The 19,650-nt window shown below is 62.7% G+C and carries 19 protein-coding genes; 11 read left to right on the top strand and 8 right to left on the bottom strand.

The features are described 5' to 3' along the window. Nucleotides 1-82: 82 nt before the first annotated feature. The 4 genes from QQL85_RS03420 to QQL85_RS03405 form a co-directional block, all read right to left on the bottom strand. Entirely contained in the window at nt 83-562 is a 480-nt protein-coding gene (locus QQL85_RS03420; protein WP_284355188.1) for a CS1 type fimbrial major subunit, read from the bottom strand. A 194-nt stretch (nt 563-756) separates the two neighbouring features. After that, the gene (locus QQL85_RS03415) at nt 757-2,415 is read right to left on the bottom strand and encodes a cation acetate symporter (RefSeq protein WP_284355187.1); all 1,659 of its coding nucleotides are present in this window, start codon (nt 2,413-2,415) and stop codon (nt 757-759) included. Then, a complete protein-coding gene (locus QQL85_RS03410) occupies nt 2,412-2,723 on the bottom strand; it encodes a DUF485 domain-containing protein (protein ID WP_284355186.1) in 312 nt (103 codons plus the stop codon). The genes QQL85_RS03415 and QQL85_RS03410 overlap by 4 nt, the downstream gene beginning before the upstream one ends. A gap of 241 nt (nt 2,724-2,964) precedes the next feature. After that, nucleotides 2,965-3,825 carry a glycine betaine ABC transporter substrate-binding protein gene (locus QQL85_RS03405; RefSeq protein WP_016715534.1) on the bottom strand — a complete coding sequence of 287 codons (861 nt, stop codon included), beginning with the start codon at nt 3,823-3,825 and terminating at the stop codon, nt 2,965-2,967. A 197-nt stretch (nt 3,826-4,022) separates the two neighbouring features. On the opposite strand from QQL85_RS03405, the gene QQL85_RS03400 reads away from it, so the two are divergent. Further along, on the top strand, nt 4,023-5,588 hold the full coding sequence (locus tag QQL85_RS03400; protein ID WP_284355185.1) for a beta (1-6) glucans synthase: 1,566 nt from the start codon (nt 4,023-4,025) through the stop codon (nt 5,586-5,588). Nucleotides 5,589-5,631: 43 nt separating this feature from the next. On the opposite strand, the gene QQL85_RS03395 is transcribed toward QQL85_RS03400, so the two are convergent. Continuing rightward, nucleotides 5,632-5,985, bottom strand: coding sequence for a hypothetical protein (locus QQL85_RS03395; RefSeq protein WP_284355184.1), 354 nt, complete (start codon nt 5,983-5,985; stop codon nt 5,632-5,634). Between the two features lie 190 nt (nt 5,986-6,175). On the opposite strand from QQL85_RS03395, the gene QQL85_RS03390 reads away from it, so the two are divergent. Continuing rightward, nucleotides 6,176-7,474: a serine/threonine protein kinase gene (locus QQL85_RS03390; RefSeq protein ID WP_284355183.1), complete on the top strand. Its 1,299-nt coding sequence runs from the start codon at nt 6,176-6,178 to the stop codon at nt 7,472-7,474. Continuing rightward, nucleotides 7,467-8,291, top strand: coding sequence for an MlaA family lipoprotein (locus QQL85_RS03385; RefSeq protein WP_284355182.1), 825 nt, complete (start codon nt 7,467-7,469; stop codon nt 8,289-8,291). Before QQL85_RS03390 ends, QQL85_RS03385 begins: the two co-directional genes overlap by 8 nt. Nucleotides 8,292-8,406: 115 nt before the next feature. Here QQL85_RS03385 and QQL85_RS03380 read toward each other — a convergent pair whose 3' ends face one another. Further along, on the bottom strand, nt 8,407-9,555 hold the full coding sequence (locus tag QQL85_RS03380; RefSeq protein WP_284355181.1) for a patatin-like phospholipase family protein: 1,149 nt from the start codon (nt 9,553-9,555) through the stop codon (nt 8,407-8,409). Nucleotides 9,556-9,619: 64 nt separating this feature from the next. Continuing rightward, nucleotides 9,620-10,555, bottom strand: coding sequence for a lipid A biosynthesis lauroyl acyltransferase (locus tag QQL85_RS03375; RefSeq protein ID WP_284355180.1), 936 nt, complete (start codon nt 10,553-10,555; stop codon nt 9,620-9,622). A gap of 111 nt (nt 10,556-10,666) precedes the next feature. Between QQL85_RS03375 and minC the strand changes: the two genes are divergently transcribed. The 7 genes from minC (at nt 10,667) to QQL85_RS03340 (ending at nt 17,350) form a co-directional block, all read left to right on the top strand. Beyond that, the gene (gene minC / locus QQL85_RS03370) at nt 10,667-11,428 is read left to right on the top strand and encodes a septum site-determining protein MinC (RefSeq protein WP_060514534.1); all 762 of its coding nucleotides are present in this window, start codon (nt 10,667-10,669) and stop codon (nt 11,426-11,428) included. A 109-nt stretch (nt 11,429-11,537) separates the two neighbouring features. Continuing rightward, nucleotides 11,538-12,350, top strand: coding sequence for a septum site-determining protein MinD (gene minD / locus QQL85_RS03365; protein WP_012271005.1), 813 nt, complete (start codon nt 11,538-11,540; stop codon nt 12,348-12,350). 3 nt (nt 12,351-12,353) lie between these two features. Beyond that, nucleotides 12,354-12,608 (top strand): cell division topological specificity factor MinE, encoded by a 255-nt coding sequence (gene minE / locus QQL85_RS03360; RefSeq protein WP_003252572.1) that lies wholly within the window; start codon nt 12,354-12,356, stop codon nt 12,606-12,608. A gap of 156 nt (nt 12,609-12,764) precedes the next feature. Next, nucleotides 12,765-13,400 carry an RluA family pseudouridine synthase gene (locus QQL85_RS03355; RefSeq protein ID WP_284355179.1) on the top strand — a complete coding sequence of 212 codons (636 nt, stop codon included), beginning with the start codon at nt 12,765-12,767 and terminating at the stop codon, nt 13,398-13,400. A gap of 107 nt (nt 13,401-13,507) precedes the next feature. After that, nucleotides 13,508-14,797, top strand: coding sequence for a M18 family aminopeptidase (locus tag QQL85_RS03350; protein ID WP_284355178.1), 1,290 nt, complete (start codon nt 13,508-13,510; stop codon nt 14,795-14,797). A 187-nt stretch (nt 14,798-14,984) separates the two neighbouring features. Then, complete coding sequence (locus tag QQL85_RS03345) at nt 14,985-15,152, top strand: hypothetical protein (RefSeq protein WP_016501052.1); 168 nt, start codon at nt 14,985-14,987, stop codon at nt 15,150-15,152. A gap of 44 nt (nt 15,153-15,196) precedes the next feature. Further along, a complete protein-coding gene (locus QQL85_RS03340; RefSeq protein ID WP_284355177.1) occupies nt 15,197-17,350 on the top strand; it encodes a mechanosensitive ion channel family protein in 2,154 nt (717 codons plus the stop codon). 117 nt (nt 17,351-17,467) lie between these two features. Here the strand turns inward: QQL85_RS03340 and QQL85_RS03335 are convergent, their stop codons facing one another. After that, nucleotides 17,468-18,181, bottom strand: coding sequence for a UTRA domain-containing protein (locus tag QQL85_RS03335; protein ID WP_284355176.1), 714 nt, complete (start codon nt 18,179-18,181; stop codon nt 17,468-17,470). Nucleotides 18,182-18,509: 328 nt separating this feature from the next. On the opposite strand from QQL85_RS03335, the gene QQL85_RS03330 reads away from it, so the two are divergent. Continuing rightward, complete coding sequence (locus QQL85_RS03330; protein ID WP_284355175.1) at nt 18,510-19,568, top strand: ABC transporter substrate-binding protein; 1,059 nt, start codon at nt 18,510-18,512, stop codon at nt 19,566-19,568. The last annotated feature ends 82 nt before the right edge of the window (nt 19,569-19,650 follow it).

Here is a 19,650-nt window from a genome sequence, read left to right as displayed (position 1 = left end):
ATCGCTTGCAGGCAAGACCTGCCCGCCCCTCGCTAGAAGCGAAGGCCGGTGCAAGAAACGTTGATGAACGCTGGGGGCGGAATCAGGGCGCAGCGGTTTCGAAAATCATGCTCACCAAGCCCTGGTAGTTGCCTGGCTCATACCCGGTCGAGGGGGCCGCCTGGGCCGCGACGTTGAAACCGACGGTGGCGCCCGAGGCCGCTTGCGCAGCGCTGACGACCTCAGCTGGCGTTGTCTGCAGGACGGTATCGCCCACTGTTACGTCCAGGCCGATGTTGTGGGTGCCGCTGGCGATCACTGCCGGCGATACCAGGTAGGCACTGATCGGGCCGACGGTGCTCTTGACCTGCAATTCCTTGCGGATTGGATCTAGTTTTTGCTGATAGGAGTTCCAGGCCATTTCTTGCGGGTCATTCATCCAGTTGCCGCCGACGGGCTCAACGAAGAAGGCGTCGGTCGGCACCTGCGCGACGATTTGCACTTGTTTCTCGATAGGGTCAACGGCAAAGGCCGCACCGGCAAACAACAGGGTCAGGGGCAGGGCAAGCAGCGAACGATTCACGGGGGACTATCTCCTTGACAAAGTAATGCCTACCGGACATTTCCGGTGAGCAAGGAGATTGTTCAACATTGCAGCCCGCCACCCACTAGGACCGTTCCGAACGGGCCTCGGAAATTTCCCAACGGCTTTAACGACGATCAGCCAGAAACGACAACGCCCCGACGGGCGGGGCGTTGTGTATCAGCGTTCAAGCGTTAGTGAGACACCGCCCCACTGGCACCCAGGCCTGTTTGCGAACGCACGAACTGCGGGAAGAACAGCGCGCGTTCGTCTTCAGCCGCCTTGGACTTGTCGGTGACGGAGAAGAACCAGATGCTGACGAAGGCAATGGCCATCGAGAACAGCGCCGGGTACTCGTACGGGTAGATGGCTTTCTCGTGGCCGAGGATCTGCACCCAGATGGTCGGGCCGAGGATCATCAGGCCCACTGCACTCACCAGGCCCAGCCAGCCGCCGATCATGGCGCCACGCGTGGTCAGCTTCTTCCAGTACATCGAAAGCAGCAGTACCGGGAAGTTGCAGCTGGCGGCGATGGAGAACGCCAGGCCGACCATGAAGGCAATGTTCTGCTTCTCGAACAGGATACCCAGGCCGATCGCCAGCACGCCCAGGGCGACCGTGGTGATCTTCGACACGCGGATCTCGTCCTTGTCGTTGGCCTTGCGCCATACGCTGGCGTACAGGTCGTGGGACACCGCCGAAGCACCGGCCAGGGTCAGGCCGGCAACCACCGCCAGAATGGTGGCGAAGGCCACGGCCGAGATGAAGCCGAGGAACACGCTGCCACCCACGGCATTGGCCAGGTGCACCGCTGCCATGTTGTTGCCACCCAGCAGGGCGCCTGCGGCGTCCTTGAATTCCGGGTTGGTGCTGACCAGCAGGATGGCGCCAAAGCCGATGATGAAGGTGAGGATGTAGAAGTAGCCGATGAAGCCGGTGGCGTACAGCACGCTCTTGCGCGCTTCCTTGGCGTCACTGACGGTGAAGAAGCGCATCAGGATGTGCGGCAGGCCGGCGGTACCGAACATCAGTGCCAGGCCCAGGGAGAACGCCGAGATCGGGTCTTTGACCAGGCCACCCGGGCTCATGATCGCTTCGCCCTTGGCGTGTACCTTGATGGCTTCTGAGAACAGGGTGTTGAAGTCAAAGCCCACATGCTTCATCACCATCAGTGCCATGAAGCTGGCACCCGACAGCAACAGCACGGCCTTGATGATCTGTACCCAGGTGGTGGCCAGCATGCCGCCGAACAGCACATACAGGCACATCAGGATACCCACCAGGATCACCGCCACATGGTAGTCCAGGCCGAACAACAGCTCGATCAGCTTGCCGGCGCCGACCATCTGCGCGATCAGGTAGAACGCCACCACCACCAGCGAACCGGAAGCCGACAGGGTGCGGATTTCCTTCTGCCCGAGGCGGTACGAGGCCACGTCGGCAAAGGTGTACTTGCCCAGGTTGCGCAGGCGTTCGGCAATCAGGAAGAGGATGATCGGCCAGCCGACCAGGAAGCCGATGGAGTAGATCAGGCCGTCATAGCCGGACGTGAACACCAGCGCGGAAATACCCAGGAACGAGGCGGCCGACATGTAGTCACCGGCAATCGCCAGGCCGTTCTGGAAACCGGTGATCTTGCCACCAGCCGCGTAGTAGTCGGCGGCCGACTTGTTGCGCTTGGAAGCCCAGTAGGTGATGCCAAGGGTGAAGGCGACGAAGGCCACGAACATGGCGATGGCGGAAACGTTCAGCGGTTGTTTCTGCACCTCGCCGGTCAGGGCATCGGCGGCCCACACGGCGGGTGCGAAGGCTCCGCAGGCCAGTACGGCCAGGGTTTTGGCGTGGCGAATCATTGTTGCGCCTCCTTCAGGATGGCCTTGTTCAGCTCATCGAATTCGCCGTTGGCGCGGCGTACATAGATGGCGGTCAGGACGAATGCCGATACGATCAGGCCAACGCCCAGGGGAATGCCCCAGGTAATCGACGACTCAGGGCTGAGCTTGGCGCCCAGTATGTGAGGACCATAGGCGATCAGGAGGATGAAAGCGCAGTACAGGCCGAGCATGATCGCCGAGAGAATCCAGGCGAACCGTTCGCGTTTGGTGACCAGCTCCTTGAAGCGGGGGCTGTTTTGTATCGAGAGGTAAATGCTGTCGTTCATTGTTTTTGTCCTAGCAGCACAGGTAGGGGATATAACCCACACCCTTACTTTATGCGGCTGTTGGACGCCAACCAGACGACCTTAGTCTTAGATGCAACGGTGTTTTACCGATTGCGTAACAAAGTGACGGCCCTTTCGCGGGTAAACCCGCTCCCACAGAGACATCACAGGCCCGAGAGCATTGATATTCCTGTGGGAGCGGGTTTACCCGCGAAGAACCAAAACTGGCCCTTGAACGTGATTACTTGCCAGTCCACTCCTTCACACGATCAGGGTGCTTGGCTACCCAATCCTTGGCCGCCGCTTCAGGCTTGGCGCCTTCCTGGATCGCCAGCATCACCTCGCCAATCTCGTCCTTGGACTGCCAGTTGAACTTCTTCAAAAACTCCGCCACTTCCGGCGCCTTGGTCGCCAGTTCCTTGCTGCCGATGCTGTTCACGGTTTCCGCCGCGCCATACACGCCTTTCGGGTCTTCGAGGAACTTCAGCTTCCACTTGGCGAACATCCAGTGCGGCACCCAGCCAGTGACCGCGATCGACTGCTGCTTGGCATAGGCTCGGCCCAGTTCGGCGGTCATCGCCGCGCCGGAGCTGGCCTGCAGCTTGTAGCCGGTCAGGTCGTAGTCCTTGATCGCCTGGTCGGTCTTCAGCATGACGCCAGAGCCGGCGTCGATGCCGACGATCTTCTGCTTGAAGCTGCTGTCGGTCTTGAGGTCGGCGATGCTCACCGCCTTGACATACTCGGGGACGATCAGGCCGATCTTGGCGTCCTTGAAGTTGGGGCCATAGTCGACCACGTTGTCCTTGTTCTTGGTCCAGTACTCACCATGGGTCACCGGCAACCAGGCCGACAACATGGCATCGAGCTTGCCGGTTGCCACGCCCTGCCACATGATGCCCGTGGCCACGGCCTGCAACTTCACGTCGTAGCCGAGTTTCTGCTTGATCACTTCTGCAGCCACGTTGGTGGTGGCCACACTGTCGGCCCACCCATCCACGTAACCGATGCTTACTTCTTTGGCCATTGCCTGTGCAGCGCTCATGGCCATTACCAGGGCGGTGCCCACACCCAGGAAACGTCGCATTCTTTTCATAGCAGCCATCAAAGCATCCCCTCGTCAGGTCTAGGAGATTGCATCATCTGCCTGCAACACAGGGCGACCTGATCCACCTGCGACCTGTAGCCGCCCCATATGCGACAGCACTGTGCCATTAGCGCCATCGGCTTACGCCGGCCTGCGCGATCCTTGCATGCCAAAGCTTTGGCGCCGGGCTACTATCTACCCTTTTGCGCCTGACGATGGACCGCCCGATGCCCAGCTCTACCCGCCTGCTGTTGCCGTTGTACCTGTTCGCCTGCCTGTTGGCCCTGCTCGGGCTTGCAGGGCTCTGGTACGGGCTTGGCAAGCCGGTGCACCTGCCGGATGCGGCCAGCCCGACGCACAAGTTGCAGTGTGCGTCCTACACGCCGTTCGACAAGGACCAGTCGCCCTACGACCATCCATTTCGCCTGCGCCCGGCCCGTATGGACGCCGATCTCGCGTTGCTGGCTGAGCGATTCAAGTGCATCCGCACCTATTCCCAGACCGGTCTTGAGGCAATCCCGGCGTTGGCCCGCAAGCATGGCCTGAAAGTGATGCTGGGCGCCTGGGTCAACGCCCACCCGGCCGACACCGAAAAGGAAATCGAGCTGCTGATTGCCGCCGCCAACGCCAACCCCGACGTGGTCAGCGCGGTGATCGTGGGCAACGAGACATTGCTGCGCAAAGAAGTGACCGGTGCGCACCTGGCCACGCTGATCGCCCGGGTGAAAAGCCAGGTGCAGGTGCCGGTGACCTACGCGGATGTATGGGAGTTCTGGCTGCAGCACCCGCAGGTGGCGCCGCAGGTGGACTTCTTGACTATCCACCTCTTGCCCTACTGGGAAGATGACCCACGCGGCATCGACGAAGCCTTGGCCCATGTGGCCGATGTGCGCCGGGTGTTCGGCACGCGCTTTGCGCCCAAGGATATCCTGATCGGCGAAACCGGCTGGCCCAGCGAAGGCCGCCAACGCGAGACCGCGGTACCCAGCCGGGTCAACGAGGCGCGCTTCATTCGCGGTTTCGTGGCCATGGCCGAGAGCAACGGCTGGCACTACAACCTGATCGAAGCGTTCGACCAGCCCTGGAAGCGCGCCAATGAGGGGGCGGTGGGTGGTTACTGGGGGCTTTACGATGCCGACCGGCAGGACAAAGGCGTGCTGGAGGGGCCGGTGAGCAACCTGCATTACTGGCCGCAGTGGTTGCTGGCGAGTGCATGGTTGATGGCGGGCATGCTGCTGCTCGCCGGGCGCCCTGCGACGTCGCAGGCGGCCTTGCTGCTGCCATTGCTGGCGGCGTTTGGCGCGGGCTGCCTGGGGTTGTGGGGCGAGCTGATGCGCACCCACGCGCGCTTTGCCGGGGAGTGGGTGTGGGCCATTGCGCTGGCCGGGCTGAACGTGCTGGTACTGGCCCACGCGCTGCTGGCGTTGGCACAGCGGGCCGGTTGGCGCGAGCGCCTGTTCGCCTGGCTGCAGGCGCGGGCCGGCTGGCTGTTGCTGACAGCGGGCTTTGCCGCGGCAGTGAGCATGCTGGCGATGGTGTTCGACCCGCGCTACCGCAGCTTCCCTAGTGCGGCGCTGGCGTTGCCAGCGCTGGTCTATGTGCTGTGGCCGGTACGGGCACGGCGAGCTAAGGTGGCATTGCTGGCGTTCATTGTCGGGGCCGGGGTGGCGCCGCAGTTGTTTGTCGAAGGACTGGAGAACCAACAGGCCTGGGCTTGGGCGGTGGTGAGTGTGCTGATGACAGCGGCTTTGTGGCGAAGCTTGCGGCTGCGTCCAGCCTGATATCCTTGGGGCCGCAAAGCGGCCCCTGTCAGCCTTGCTCCGGTTACCTGACCAGCCGCAATCCCGCCAGCACCAGTGCAAACACTGCAAGGCTGGCGGTGTACAACACCAGCGCCGGCACCGCCAACACCAATGCCAACACTGCCAGCCACCAGCCGGCCCGCGCGGGAACGAACTGCGCCAACAGTGCCAGGCCCAGCCCGCCCCAGGCCATCACCTGATGGTGAATGCCCAACCCCAGCAACGACCGCACCTCACACTGCCAGTACGCCGCCGGTGGCGTGCACAACCCCACCCACTGGCCATCCTCCATCAGCCCATAGCGCACGCCATAACTGGCAGCGAGCCACAACGCCAGAAACAGTAGCAGTAGAGCTGCCGGCAGCGAACGAGACATCCTGTTCTCCAATAGCGGTAATCGAAAGCATCCATGATCGCTTATGCCTCGTAGTAAGGCAAAATCACAACCCTGCAGCTATGTTGCAGATAACCAGCACACCAAAGGCCACCGCGCCCGGCAACTTTGCCTGCGTTGATGTGGTCCTAGCCTGCACACTGCTCGACCTTGCGTTCTTTTGGGGGATTACATGCTTCGATCTTTGCGCCTCGCTGCCTTGCTCGGCAGCCTGCTCATGGCTGTGGCCGCTTCGGCGCGGGATATCGACGCCGCGAGCTACGGCTACCCCTTGACCAACCCGTTCGAGGCCACCATCGCCACCACGCCGCCGGACCAGCGCCCTACCCTGCCCAGCGATGATGAAATCAACCAGTCGGACTACAGCCTGAACCTGCGCCCGGAGCGTGAGTTCACCCTGCCCGACAATTTTTGGGCCGTGAAAAAGCTGAAGTACCGGCTGGCCCGTCAGGACCGCGAGGCGCCGCTAATCTTCATCATCGCGGGTACCGGCGCGCCGTACACCAGCAGCATCAACGAATACCTGAAAAAGCTGTTCTACCAGGCCGGCTTCCATGTAGTGCAGTTATCGTCGCCCACCAGCTACGACTTCATGAGCGCCGCTTCGCGCTTTGCCACCCCTGGTGTCAGCAAAGATGACGCCGAAGACATGTACCGGGTGATGCAGGCCGTGCGCGCCCAGCACCCGCGCCTGCCGGTCAGTGACTTCTACCTCACCGGCTACAGCCTGGGTGCGCTCGACGCTGCCTTCGTCAGCCACCTGGACGAAACCCGCCGCAGCTTCAACTTCAAGCGCGTGCTGCTGCTGAACCCGCCGGTCAACCTGTACACCTCGATCAACAACCTCGACAAACTGGTGCAAACCCAGGTCAAAGGCATCGACCGCAGCACCACCTTCTATGAGCTGATGCTGAAAAAGCTCACCCGCTACTTCCAGGACAAGGGCTACATCGACCTGAACGATGCCCTGCTGTACGACTTCCAACAGTCGCGCCAGCACCTGTCCAACGAACAGATGGCCATGCTGATCGGCACCTCGTTCCGCTTCTCGGCGGCCGACATTGCCTTTACTTCCGACCTGATCAACCGCCGTGGCCTGATCATTCCCCCGAAGTTTCCAATCACCGAGGGCAGCAGCCTCACCCCGTTCTTCAAACGCGCCCTGCAGTGCGACTTCGACTGCTACATGACCGAGCAAGTGATTCCCATGTGGCGCGCCCGCACCGACGGCAACAGCATCCTGCAACTGATCAACCAGACCAGCCTCTATGCACTGGAAGGTTACTTGCGCAGTACTGACAAGGTCGCCGTGATGCACAACGCCGACGACCTCATCCTCGGCCCCGGCGACATCGGTTTCCTGCGCAAGGTGTTTGGTGACCGCCTGACCCTTTACCCCCATGGCGGCCATTGCGGCAACCTCAATTACCGCGTCAACAGTGACGCCATGCTGGAGTTCTTCCGTGGTTAACAAACTCCTCTTCGCCACTGTCATGCTTGCCGCCGGCCACACGCTGGCCGCCGAAACCGCTCCCCGGGCCAGTGTGGTCGAGGCCGACCCGCAGGTGACTGCAGCACCGCTGGCGCCCGAAGCCGATGGCTTTCTCGACCCACTGCGCGAGCTGAAATTCAACCCCGGGCTGGACCAGCGCGAATTCGAGCGCTCCACCCTGGAAGCGCTGAACGTGTACGACCCGCTGGAGTCGATCAACCGGCGCATCTACCACTTCAACTACCGCCTGGACCAATGGGTACTGCTGCCACTGGTGAGTGGTTACCAGTACGTCACCCCGCGCTTCGTGCGCACCGGGGTGAGTAATTTCTTCAACAACCTGGGCGATGTGCCGAACCTGTTCAACAGCGTGTTGCAGTTGAAAGCCAAGCGCTCGGCGGAGATCACGGCGCGGCTGATGTTCAACACCATCATTGGTGTGGGTGGGCTATGGGACCCGGCCACCCGCATGGGCCTGCCGCGCCAGAGTGAAGACTTCGGCCAGACCCTGGGCTTCTACGGCGTGCCGGACGGGCCGTACCTGATGTTGCCGGTGCTGGGGCCATCGAACCTGCGCGATACCACCGGGCTGGTGGTGGACTATGCGGGCGAGCAGGCCATCAACTACCTGAACGTGGCCGAAGCCAGCACCGACCACCCGGAAATCTTTGCCTTGCAGGTGGTGGACAAGCGCTACACCACCAAATTCCGCTATGGGCAGCTGAACTCGCCGTTCGAGTATGAAAAGGTGCGGTATGTGTATACCCAGGCGCGCAAGTTGCAGATAGCCGAGTAAGCAGGCCCGGCCTCTTCGCGGGCAAGCCCGCTCCCACAGGGACTGCACAATGCCTGAAGGTTGTGCGGTTCCTGTGGGAGCGGGCTTGCCCGCGAAAGGGCCAGTGCAAGCAATATCAAATCCCCAGGAACTGACAAAGTTCCCGCTTCTTGGCCAGGGCATCCCTTCGCCCAAGCTCGATCAGCTCACTGCAATAGCTCGCCTCGAACAGCAAATAGCTCAACACCCCCGCCCCGCTGGTCCGCGTCGCCCCCGGCCCACGCAGGAACAAGCGCAACGCCGCCGGCAGCTCACGCCGGTGCCGCGCGGCAATCTCGTCCAGCGGCTGGCTGGGCGCCACCACCAGTACGTCGATCGGCGCCAGCCCCAGGCGCCGGGCATCCAGGTGCGCCGGCAGCAGCCGGCTCAGGTGGTTGAGCCGCTGCAGCAGTTCGATATCGTCTTCCAGGCTGTCGATGAACGTGCTGTTGAGCATGTGCCCGCCAATCTGTGCCAGGCTCGGCTGCTGCCCGCTGAACACGCGCTGGGTCGGCAACGGCGGCGCTGGTCGCTGCGGGTTGCCACTGACCCCGACCACCAGCACCCGGCTGGCCCCCAAGTGCAAGGCCGGGCTGATGGGCGCTGACTGGCGCACCGCGCCGTCGCCGTAATACTCGTCGCCCAGTTGCACCGGGGCAAACAGCAGCGGGATAGCCGCGCTGGCCAGCAGATGGTCGATGGTCAATGGCGTGGGTACACCGATGCGGCGGTGGCGCAGCCAGGCCTCGATGGTGCCGCGGCCCTGATAGAAGGTCACTGCCTGGCCAGACTCGTAGCCAAAGGCGGTGACTGCCACGGCGCGCAACTGCTCGGCGGCCAGGGAGTGGCCGATGCCATCCAGGTTCAGGTGCGCTTCCAGCAGACCGCGTAACGGGCTGCTGTCGAGCAACGCCACCGGCGCCTGGCCGCCCAGGCCAAGCAGGCTGTGGCCGACGAAGCGGCTGGCCTGGCGCACCACGCCGGGCCAGTCACTGCGAATGACCAGGTGGCTGCGAAAGTTCTGCCAGAAGGCGGTGAGCCGTTGCACAGCGTCGTTGAACTGGGTCGCGCCGCTGGCCAAGGTGACGGCGTTGATGGCTCCGGCGGAGGTGCCGACGATAACCGGAAAGGGGTTGTGCGCACCGGCAGGCAGCAGCTCGGCGATGCCGGCCAGTACGCCGACCTGATAGGCAGCGCGGGCGCCGCCGCCAGAAAGGATAAGACCGGTTACCGGGGGTGGGGCCATGGATTCCTTCCTGGGTCAGCTGTTTTCAGGTCCGGCCCTATCGACGGCACTGGCAGCACCTGATTCAGCGCTTCTTCTTGTCATACAGCCGCGGCGCCCCTTCGGGCCGCGACTTGAACCGGCGGTGCGCCCACAGGTACTGCTCGGGGCACTCGCGCAACACACTTTCAACCCACTGGTTGATGCGCAGGCAATCAGCCTCTTCACTCTCGCCAGGGAAGTCTTCCAGCGGCGGGTGGATCACCAGACGATAGCCGCTGCCATCCTCCAGGCGCTTCTGGGTGAACGGAATCACCTGCGCCTTGCCCAGCCGGGCAAACTTGGTGGTGGCCGTTACCGTCGCCGCCGGGATACCGAACAGCGGCACGAAAATGCTCTGTTTGGCGCCATAGTCCTGGTCCGGTGCGTACCAGATCGCGCGGCCCGAGCGCAGCAGCTTGAGCATGCCGCGCACGTCCTCGCGCTCTACCGCCAGCGAGTCCAGGTTATGCCGCTCGCGGCCGCTTCGCTGGATGAAATCGAACAGTGCGTTGCCATGTTCGCGGTACATGCCATCGATGGTGTGCTGCTGGCCCAGCAACGCCGCGCCGATTTCCAGGGTGGTGAAGTGCACCGCCATGAGGATGGCGCCCTGCCCCGCCTGCTGGGCGGCCTGCAGGTGCTCCAGCCCCTCGATATGGGCCAGGCGCGCCAGCCTGGCCTTGGGCCACCACCAGCTCATGGCCATTTCGAAGAAGGCGATGCCGGTGGAGGCGAAGTTGGCCTTGAGCAAACGCTGCCGTTCGTCGACCGACAGCGCCGGGAAGCACAGCTCCAGGTTACGCGCGGCGATACGTCGACGCTCACCGGCAAAGCAATACATAACGGCACCCAGCCCGGCACCGATTTTCAACAGGACCTTGTACGGCAACTGGACCACCAGCCACAGCAGGCCCAGGCCCAGCCACAGGCCCCAGAACTTTGGGTGAAGGTAATAGGGACGAAAACGCGGGCGTTCCATTGAAGCTTCCGGAAAGACAAAGGCTGCGCATTCTACAACGGATCAGCGTATGTTGCGGGCAACCGATGTTCTCGTTATAAGTCAGGGCACTTTTTTCGCAACAAGCCGTCTATGCAGACCATGAGCCCAAACCACACACCCGACACCGCCTCCGTGTTCCAGCTCAAGGGCAGCATGCTCGCCATTACAGTGCTGGAACTGGCGCGCAATGACCTTGAAGCCCTCGACCGCCAGCTGGCGGCCAAAGTCGCCCAGGCACCGAACTTCTTCAGCAACACGCCGCTGGTGCTGGCGCTGGACAAGCTGCCCGCCGACGAAGGGGCAATCGACCTGCCCGGCTTGATGCGGATCTGCCGCCACCACGGCCTGCGTACCTTGGCGATCCGTGCCAACCGCATCGAAGATATCGCGGCGGCCATCGCCATCGACCTGCCGGTGCTGCCGCCTTCCGGCGCCCGCGAACGGCCGCTGGAGCCCGAACCCGAGGTTGTCAAGAAGCCCGAGCCGGCCCCCGCGCCCCCCCCCGCCCCCGAGCCTGAGGTGCGCCCGACCCGGATCATTACCGCGCCGGTGCGCGGCGGCCAGCAGATCTATGCTCAAGGGGGCGATCTGATCGTTACCGCCTCGGTCAGCCCGGGCGCGGAACTTCTGGCCGATGGCAACATCCATGTGTACGGCGCCATGCGCGGTCGCGCTTTGGCCGGCATCAAAGGCAACACCAAGGCGCGTATCTTCTGCCAGCAGATGACCGCCGAAATGGTCTCCATCGCCGGCCAGTACAAGGTCTGCGAAGACCTGCGCCGCGACCCGCTGTGGGGCACCGGCGTGCAAGTCAGCCTGTCTGGTGACGTGTTGAACATCACCCGTCTTTAACGGATACTTGCCAGCATTTTTAGAGCAACTTTTTTACCGTTGCCGTTATTTAAGCTATTTCAGTTATTTGCAGGGACCCGTGTCCCGACTATTTTAGGGGTGAAACACCTTGGCCAAGATTCTCGTGGTTACTTCCGGCAAGGGGGGTGTGGGCAAGACCACCACCAGCGCCGCCATTGGTACCGGTCTCGCACTGCGTGGCCACAAGACCGTCATCGTCGACTTCGACGTGGGCCTGCGTAACCTCGACCTGATCATGGGCTGCGAACGCCGCGTGGTGTACGACTTCGTCAACGTGGTCAACGGCGAAGCCAACCTGCAACAGGCCCTGATCAAGGACAAGCGCCTCGAGAACCTGTATGTGCTGGCCGCCAGCCAGACGCGTGACAAGGACGCGCTGACCCAGGAAGGCGTGGAAAAGGTGCTGATGGAGCTGAAGGAAACCTTCGACTACGTCATCTGCGATTCGCCGGCCGGTATCGAAAAAGGCGCGCACCTGGCCATGTACTTCGCCGACGAAGCCATCGTGGTGACCAACCCCGAGGTTTCCTCGGTACGTGACTCCGACCGCATGCTGGGCATCCTGTCGAGCAAGTCGCGCCGCTCCGAAAACGGCGAAGAGCCGATCAAGGAACACCTGCTGATCACCCGCTACCACCCCGAGCGCGTGGAAAAGGGCGAAATGCTGAGCATCGCTGACGTCGAAGAAATCCTGGCGATCAAGCTCAAGGGCGTGATCCCCGAGTCCCAGGCCGTACTCAAGGCATCCAACCAGGGTATCCCGGTCATCCTCGACGACCAGAGCGATGCCGGCCAGGCCTACAGCGATACCGTCGACCGTCTGCTGGGTAAAGAAAAGCCCCTGCGGTTCATCGAAGTGCCGAAGCAAGGATTCTTCGCGCGCCTGTTTGGAGGCAAGTAAACCATGAACCTTTTTGACTTCTTTCGTGGCAGACAGAAACAGACCAGCGCGTCGGTAGCGAAAGAGCGTCTACAGATCATCGTGGCGCACGAGCGCGGCCAACGCAGCGAACCGGACTACCTGCCGGCGCTGCAGAAAGAACTCCTGGAAGTGATCCGCAAGTATGTGAACATCGGCAACGATGACGTGCACATCGAGCTGGAAAACCAGGGCAGCTGCTCGATTCTGGAGCTGAACATCACCCTGCCGGATCGCTGATTCAGCGACCTGCCTGGATCATTGGGGCTGCTTTGCAGCCCATCGCCGGCAAGCAAGCTCCCACAGGGTCCGCGCTGCACCTGTGGGAGCTGGCTTGCCGGCGATGGGCCGCAAAGCGGCCCCAATGGTTTTCCCCGATATCTCAGAGATACTGCAATGCCGCTGTCCAACATCCAGATCCTGCACGAAGACGCCGCCATCCTCGTGATCAACAAACCGACCCTGCTGCTGTCGGTACCTGGCCGCGCCGAAGACAACAAGGACTGCCTGATCACCCGCCTGCAGGAAAACGGTTACCCCGATGCGCTGATCGTGCACCGTCTGGACTGGGAAACCTCCGGCATCATCCTGCTGGCCCGCGATGCGGATAGCCACCGCGAACTGTCGCGCCAGTTTCACGACCGCGAAACCGAAAAGGCCTACACCGCGTTGTGCTGGGGCCAACCGGTGCTGGACAGCGGCAGCATCGACCTGCCACTGCGCTACGACCCGCCAACCAAGCCGCGGCATGTGGTGGATCACGAACAGGGCAAGCACGCATTGACCTTCTGGCGCATCGTCGAGCGCTGCGGTGATTACTGCCGGGTGGAACTGACGCCGATTACCGGGCGTTCTCACCAGCTTCGCGTGCACATGCTGTCGATCGGGCATCCGCTGCTGGGTGACCGGCTGTATGCCAACCCCGAGGCGCTGGCGGCCCACGAGCGACTGTGCCTGCATGCCTCGATGCTGAGCTTTACCCACCCGGTGTCCGGGGAGCGGTTGAAGTTCGAGTGCCCTGCCCCCTTCTGATTATCGGTTGGCTGTACCCGCCTCTTCGCGGCTTGCCCCGCGAAGAGGCAGACACAAATTGTCGACTTAATACGCTAAACTCGCGCCACTGCTGTCTGGAGTGAGCTATGCGCGACGCACTGAATACTGGCCTTATCGACTTCCTCAAGGCCTCCCCCACGCCCTTCCACGCCACCGCCAGCCTGGCCCAGCGTCTGGAGGCTGCCGGCTACCAGCGCCTGGACGAGCGCGACAGCTGGGCCACCGTGCCTGGCGGCCGCTATTACGTCACCCGTAACGACTCCTCGATCATCGCCATCAAGCTGGGCAAGCAAGCCCCACTGCTGAATGGCATCCGCATGGTCGGCGCCCACACCGACAGCCCGTGCCTGCGGGTCAAGCCGCAGCCGGAGCTGCAGCGCCAGGGCTTCCTGCAACTGGGTGTGGAAGTGTATGGCGGCGCCCTGCTAGCGCCGTGGTTCGACCGCGACCTGTCTTTGGCCGGACGCGTCACCTACCGCCGTGACGGCAAGGTTGAAAGCCAGCTGATCGACTTCAAGCTGCCGATCGCGATCATCCCCAACCTGGCCATCCACCTGAACCGCACCGCCAATGAAGGCTGGGCAATCAACCCGCAGAACGAGCTGCCGCCAATCCTGGCCCAGGTGGCGGGTGACGAGCGTATCGACTTCCGCGCCCTGCTCACCGAGCAACTGGCCCGTGAGCACGAACTGATCGCCGACGTGGTGCTGGACTACGAGTTGAGCTTCTACGACACCCAGGACGCCGCACTGATCGGCCTGAACGGCGACTTCATCGCCGGCGCCCGCCTGGACAACCTGCTGTCGTGCTACGCCGGCCTGCAAGCCCTGCTGGCTGCTGACAGCGACGAGACCTGCGTCCTCGTGTGCAACGACCACGAAGAGGTCGGCAGCTGCTCGGCCTGCGGCGCCGATGGCCCGATGCTGGAGCAGACCCTGCAGCGCCTGCTGCCGGATGGCGACGCTTATGTGCGCACCATCCAGCGCTCGCTGATGGTGTCGGCGGACAACGCCCACGGCGTGCACCCCAACTACGCCGACAAGCACGATGGCAACCACGGGCCCAAGCTGAACGCCGGGCCGGTGATCAAGGTGAACAACAACCAGCGCTACGCCACCAACAGCGAAACCGCCGGCTTCTTCCGCCACCTGTGCATGGCCGAGGAAGTACCGGTGCAGAGCTTTGTGGTGCGCAGCGACATGGGTTGTGGTTCGACCATCGGGCCGATTACCGCCAGCCACCTGGGTGTGCGCACGGTGGACATCGGTTTGCCGACCTTTGCCATGCATTCGATTCGCGAGCTGTGCGGCAGCCATGACCTGGCGCACCTGGTGAAGGTGCTGACAGCCTTCTACCGTAGCCGCGAGTTGCCTTGATGTAAGCAGGTCCGGCCTCTTCGCGGGTAAACCCGCTCCCACAGGATGATCACAGGATTCAGGCCTGTGCGGTCCCTGTGGGAGCGGGTTTACCCGCGAAGAGGCCGGACCTGCTCAAGGTCAATTCCGCTTCACTCGCTACCCGCTATGCTTGTTACATGGCCCCACTGCAAAAGGATTGCTGTCCATGTCCCCGTTTCTGTCCCTGTTCGTGCCGGTGTTCCTGTTCCTGATGCTGCTGACCATCGGCTTCAGTATGCGCGAGCGCAATATCGGTGTACTGATGATGTGGATCGGCACCTTGGGTATCTTCGGCCTCACCTGCTGGAAGATCCTTGAGAAACTGCCGACATAAACCTCTACACTCGGTCAATCGTTTGACCTGAGGTAGATTTGCCAGTGCCTGCCCTCCTGCGTTACCTGTTCCTGCTGCTATTGCTGTTCATCACACCGGTACAGGCGGCGGGCCTGCCCGGCCTGCTGGGTGGCAGCGCCCCCGCACAACCGGAGGCCACCGAGCCGCTGGGCAAGTCGCTGGACGAAGTCATCAAGAACCTGGAAAACGACCAACAGCGGGCCAAGCTGCTGGCCGACCTGAAAAAGCTGCGCGACGCGACCAAGCAATCGCAACCCAGTGTCGAGCAGGGCGTGCTCGGGCTGATCGGCGGCGCCCTGCATGATTTCGAAAAACAGTTCAGCGGCGATGCCAGCCCTTTCCACCGCTGGGCGGCGGAAATCGAACAGGCCCAGGCGGAATTGACCGAACTGATGGTGCCGGTGCACCAGTGGCCAGCAATCCTGTTCGGCTTTGCCGCTGTCATTGCCGTGTGGAGTGTGCTGGCCTACGCCTTCAACTGGGTCGGCCACCGGATACGCCTGCGCTTTGGCCTGAGCGAAGAACTGCCTCAGCACCCGCGCACCTGGGACCTGGTGCGCTTTGCCTTGCGCAAGCTCGGCCCATGGCTGGTGGCGTTGGTTTTCACCGTGTACCTGAGCTTCGTGCTGCCGCCTTCGCTAGGCAAATCGCTGGCCATGGTGCTGGCCTACGCGCTGGTGGTGGGCACTTGCTTCTCGGCCATCTGCGTCATCGCCTTCTCGCTGCTGGACGGCCCGCACCGCCACCGCGCCCTGCATATCCTGCGGCGCCAGGCATTCCGCCCGTTGTGGCTGATCGGCAGCTTCGCTGCGTTCGGCGAGGCGATGAGCGACCCGCGCATGCTGGTTGCACTGGGTACCCACCTGGCCCATGCCCTGGCGACCCTGGCCAACGTCATCGCCGCGCTGTGCACCGGGCTGTTCATCCTGCGCTTCCGCCGCCCCATCGCCCACCTGATCCGCAACCAGCCGCTGTCGCGGCGACTGACCCGGCGGACCCTGAGCGACACCATCGAGATTCTCGGCAGCTTCTGGTTCATTCCGGCGCTGATCCTGGTGGCCGTCTCGCTGTTCGCCACCTTCGTCTCGGCTGGCGACACCAGCACCGCCCTGCGCCAGTCACTGATGTGCACCGTGCTGGTGGTGGTGTGCATGGTGCTGAACGGCCTGGTACGCCGCCATGCTGCCAACCCCAAGCGCGCCAACAAGCGCCAGGCCGTGTATGCCGAGCGCCTGCGCAACTTCGGCTACCTGCTGGTGCACCTGTTCATCTGGCTGGTATTCATCGAGCTGGGGCTGCGCGTGTGGGGTCTGTCGATGATCCGTTTCGCAGAGGGCGACGGCCACGACATCAGCCTGCGCCTGCTGGGCCTTGCCGGCACGCTGATCGTCGCCTGGCTGGTGTGGATTCTTGCCGACACCGCCGTACACCATGCCCTGGTGCGCTCGCGCCGGGGCCTGGCCAACGCCCGCGCGCAAACCATGATGCCGTTGATCCGCAACGTGATGTTCGTGGTCATCTTCATCATCGCGGTGATCGTCGCCCTGGCCAACATGGGCATGAACGTCACCCCGCTGCTGGCCGGTGCCGGTGTGATCGGCCTGGCCATCGGCTTTGGCGCACAGTCGCTGGTGGCCGACCTGATCACCGGGCTGTTCATCATCATTGAGGACTCGCTGGCCATCGACGACTATGTGGACGTGGGTGGGCACCTGGGCACGGTAGAGGGGCTGACCATTCGTACCGTGCGCCTGCGCGATATCGACGGCATCGTGCATACCATCCCGTTCAGCGAGATCAAGAGCATCAAGAACTACTCGCGGGAGTTTGGCTACGCGATCTTCCGCGTGGCGATCCCGCACAGCATGAACATCGACCAGGCGATCACGCTGATTCGCGAGGTGGGACAAAAGCTGCGCAATGACCCGCTGATGCGCCGCAACATCTGGTCGCCGCTGGAGCTGCAGGGGGTGGAAAGTTTCGAGTCGGGGTCGGCAATCTTGCGGGCACGGTTCAAGACCGCGCCGATCAAGCAGTGGGAAGTGTCGCGGGCGTTCAACCTGGCGCTGAAGCGGCAGCTGGATGAGGCGGGGCTGGACCTGGCCACGCCGCGGTTGTCGGTGCAGGTGGTGACTGCCGGAGGTGGTGGAGCAACAGAGGCCAGTGCCTCCAGTTAGGGCCCTATCGCCGGCAAGCCAGCTCCCACAGGTACTGCACTGATCCTGAAGCCAATGCAGTACCTGTGGGAGCTGGCTTGCCGGCGATGGGCTGCAAAGCAGCCCCAAAATCCACTATCAACCCGCCTGGGCACGAATGCGGATGGCATCATGCCGCCAGTACTCCAGGTCACAGTCGATCAGGTGCCCATGCTGATCACTGTTGACCCGCGTGATGTGCAGCCCCGGGCTGCCCGTCGACACCTTCAACGCCCCCGCCGCCTCCACCGGCAACGCCGTCGGCAGGATCTCGAAGCACACCTGCCCGTACCGGATGCCATACACCCGCCCATATATCTCGGTCAGCGACTGTGCCAGGTCCTGTTCGAGAATCCCCGGGAAGTACCGGGGGTTGAGGTAGTGCTCGGCATACAGCACCGCACGCCCGTCAATCCGCCGCAACCGGCAGATACGCACCACGCTGGACAACGCCGGTAGCTGCAAGCGCGCACATATTGCTGCCGAGGCCGGTTGCAAACGCGCCGACAGCAGTTCGGTACTGGCCGCCCGCCCTTGCTCGCGCACCATGGCATGGAAGTGACTGCGCTCGATCAGGTCATAGGTCAGCCGCTCGGGCGCGACAAACCAGCCACGGCGCTCTTCACGGTAGATCAAGCCCTGGGCCTCCAGTTGCGCCAGCGCCTCGCGCAGGGTGATGCGCGTGGTGTCGAACACCTCGCTAAGCTTGCGCTCGGCTGGCAGCTTGCCCCCTGGCGCCAGCAGGCCGTGCTCGATCTGCTCCTGCAGGGCATGGCAGATGGCTGTTACCGCACGCGGTGGCATCGACTGCATCAAAGGTTACCTATCTGGACTAGTCCAGCCCCAGAACAGGGCACTTGGAGAATAGTGCAAGCCTAGGCAGGGCTGATGAACATCGCGTGACAAAGCTGCGAACGGGGTACTGCCAGAATCGGGCCAGCCCAGCAAAACCGGGGCTGTGGCATGGTCTACGCTGTACTGCCAAGGGCTCGAAGTCACCTGTACAGGCCCTTCCCTACATCAAACTGTCACGCAAGCGGCCTACCTTGGCTCAAGGTTTGCTGACCTAGACCAAAGGTTCCAGGCAACGGTCTCACTCATAACAACGATCAGTAAAAGGCACCCACCCAAGGAGCTACGGATGAAAAAGTTGTTCATGGCGTCACTGCTCGGTTCGGCCATCGCGTTCTGCACCTCGGCCATGGCCGAGGACCTCAAGGCCCTGGAAGATGCCGCCCGCAAGGAAGGCACCGTCAACAGCGTGGGCATGCCCGATGCCTGGGCCAACTGGAAAGGCACCTGGGAAGACCTGGCCAGCAAGTACGGCCTCAAGCACAGCGACACCGACATGAGCTCTGCCCAGGAAATTGCCAAGTTCGAAGCCGAGAAGGAAAACGCCAGCGCCGACATCGGCGACGTGGGCGCCGCCTTCGGCCCGATCGCCGTGACCAAGGGCGTCAGCCAGCCGTACAAGCCAAGCACCTGGGACCAGGTGCCAGCGTGGGCCAAGGACAAGGACGGCCACTGGGCGCTGGCCTATACCGGCACCATTGCCTTCATCATCAACAAGGACCTGGTGAAGGAGGGCGAACGCCCGACTTCCTGGCATGACCTTGAAAAAGGCAAGTACAAGGTCGCCATCGGTGACGTCGGCACCGCCGCACAAGCCGCCAACGGTGTACTGGCGGCGGCCATTGCCTACAAGGGCGACGAAACCAACGTGGCGCCGGGCCTGCAGCTGTTCACCAAACTGGCCCAGCAGAAGCGCCTGTCGCTGGCCAACCCGACCATCCAGACCATCGAGAAAGGCGAGGTCGAGGTCGGCGTGGTGTGGGACTTCAACGGCCTGAGCTACCGCGAGCAGATCGACCCCAAGCGTTTCGAAGTGCTGATCCCGTCGGACGGTACGGTGATCTCCGGCTATACCACCATCATCAACAAATACGCCAAGCACCCCAATGCGGCCAAGCTGACGCGTGAATACATCTTCAGCGATGCTGGGCAGATCAACCTGGCCAAGGGACATGCCCGGCCGATCCGTGCCGAGCACCTGACGCTGCCGGCGGATGTGCAGGCCAAGTTGCTGCCAAACGAGCAGTACAAGGCGGCGCAGCCGATCAAGAATGCCGAAGCGTGGGAAGCGACCTCGAAGAAACTGCCGCAGATGTGGCAGGAGCAAGTGATCATCGAGATGGAGTAAGGGCCTAGTTTCTCTAGCGCCTGGACGGGCCCTTTCGCGGGTGAACCCGCTCCCACAGGTACAGCGCACAGCTCAAAACTGG

This window comes from Pseudomonas putida, from assembly GCF_030159595.1.
GTDB classification, from domain to species: domain Bacteria; phylum Pseudomonadota; class Gammaproteobacteria; order Pseudomonadales; family Pseudomonadaceae; genus Aquipseudomonas; species Aquipseudomonas putida_AC.
The sequence above is the reverse complement of the archived record's forward strand: the minus strand, read 5'-3'. Positions and strand labels throughout refer to the sequence as shown.

What these genes read in the sequence shown, in the direction of transcription:
- QQL85_RS03415 (WP_284355187.1), bottom strand. Translation starts at nt 2,415, where the DNA reads ATGATTCGCCACGCCAAAACCCTGGCCGTACTGGCCTGCGGAGCCTTC.
- QQL85_RS03410 (WP_284355186.1), bottom strand. Translation starts at nt 2,723, where the DNA reads ATGAACGACAGCATTTACCTCTCGATACAAAACAGCCCCCGCTTCAAG.
- QQL85_RS03405 (WP_016715534.1), bottom strand. Translation starts at nt 3,825, where the DNA reads ATGGCTGCTATGAAAAGAATGCGACGTTTCCTGGGTGTGGGCACCGCC.
- QQL85_RS03400 (WP_284355185.1), top strand. Translation starts at nt 4,023, where the DNA reads ATGGACCGCCCGATGCCCAGCTCTACCCGCCTGCTGTTGCCGTTGTAC.
- QQL85_RS03395 (WP_284355184.1), bottom strand. Translation starts at nt 5,985, where the DNA reads ATGTCTCGTTCGCTGCCGGCAGCTCTACTGCTACTGTTTCTGGCGTTG.
- QQL85_RS03390 (WP_284355183.1), top strand. Translation starts at nt 6,176, where the DNA reads ATGCTTCGATCTTTGCGCCTCGCTGCCTTGCTCGGCAGCCTGCTCATG.
- QQL85_RS03380 (WP_284355181.1), bottom strand. Translation starts at nt 9,555, where the DNA reads ATGGCCCCACCCCCGGTAACCGGTCTTATCCTTTCTGGCGGCGGCGCC.
- QQL85_RS03375 (WP_284355180.1), bottom strand. Translation starts at nt 10,555, where the DNA reads ATGGAACGCCCGCGTTTTCGTCCCTATTACCTTCACCCAAAGTTCTGG.
- minC (WP_060514534.1), top strand. Translation starts at nt 10,667, where the DNA reads ATGCAGACCATGAGCCCAAACCACACACCCGACACCGCCTCCGTGTTC.
- minE (WP_003252572.1), top strand. Translation starts at nt 12,354, where the DNA reads ATGAACCTTTTTGACTTCTTTCGTGGCAGACAGAAACAGACCAGCGCG.
- QQL85_RS03355 (WP_284355179.1), top strand. Translation starts at nt 12,765, where the DNA reads ATGCCGCTGTCCAACATCCAGATCCTGCACGAAGACGCCGCCATCCTC.
- QQL85_RS03350 (WP_284355178.1), top strand. Translation starts at nt 13,508, where the DNA reads ATGCGCGACGCACTGAATACTGGCCTTATCGACTTCCTCAAGGCCTCC.
- QQL85_RS03345 (WP_016501052.1), top strand. Translation starts at nt 14,985, where the DNA reads ATGTCCCCGTTTCTGTCCCTGTTCGTGCCGGTGTTCCTGTTCCTGATG.
- QQL85_RS03335 (WP_284355176.1), bottom strand. Translation starts at nt 18,181, where the DNA reads ATGCAGTCGATGCCACCGCGTGCGGTAACAGCCATCTGCCATGCCCTG.
- QQL85_RS03330 (WP_284355175.1), top strand. Translation starts at nt 18,510, where the DNA reads ATGAAAAAGTTGTTCATGGCGTCACTGCTCGGTTCGGCCATCGCGTTC.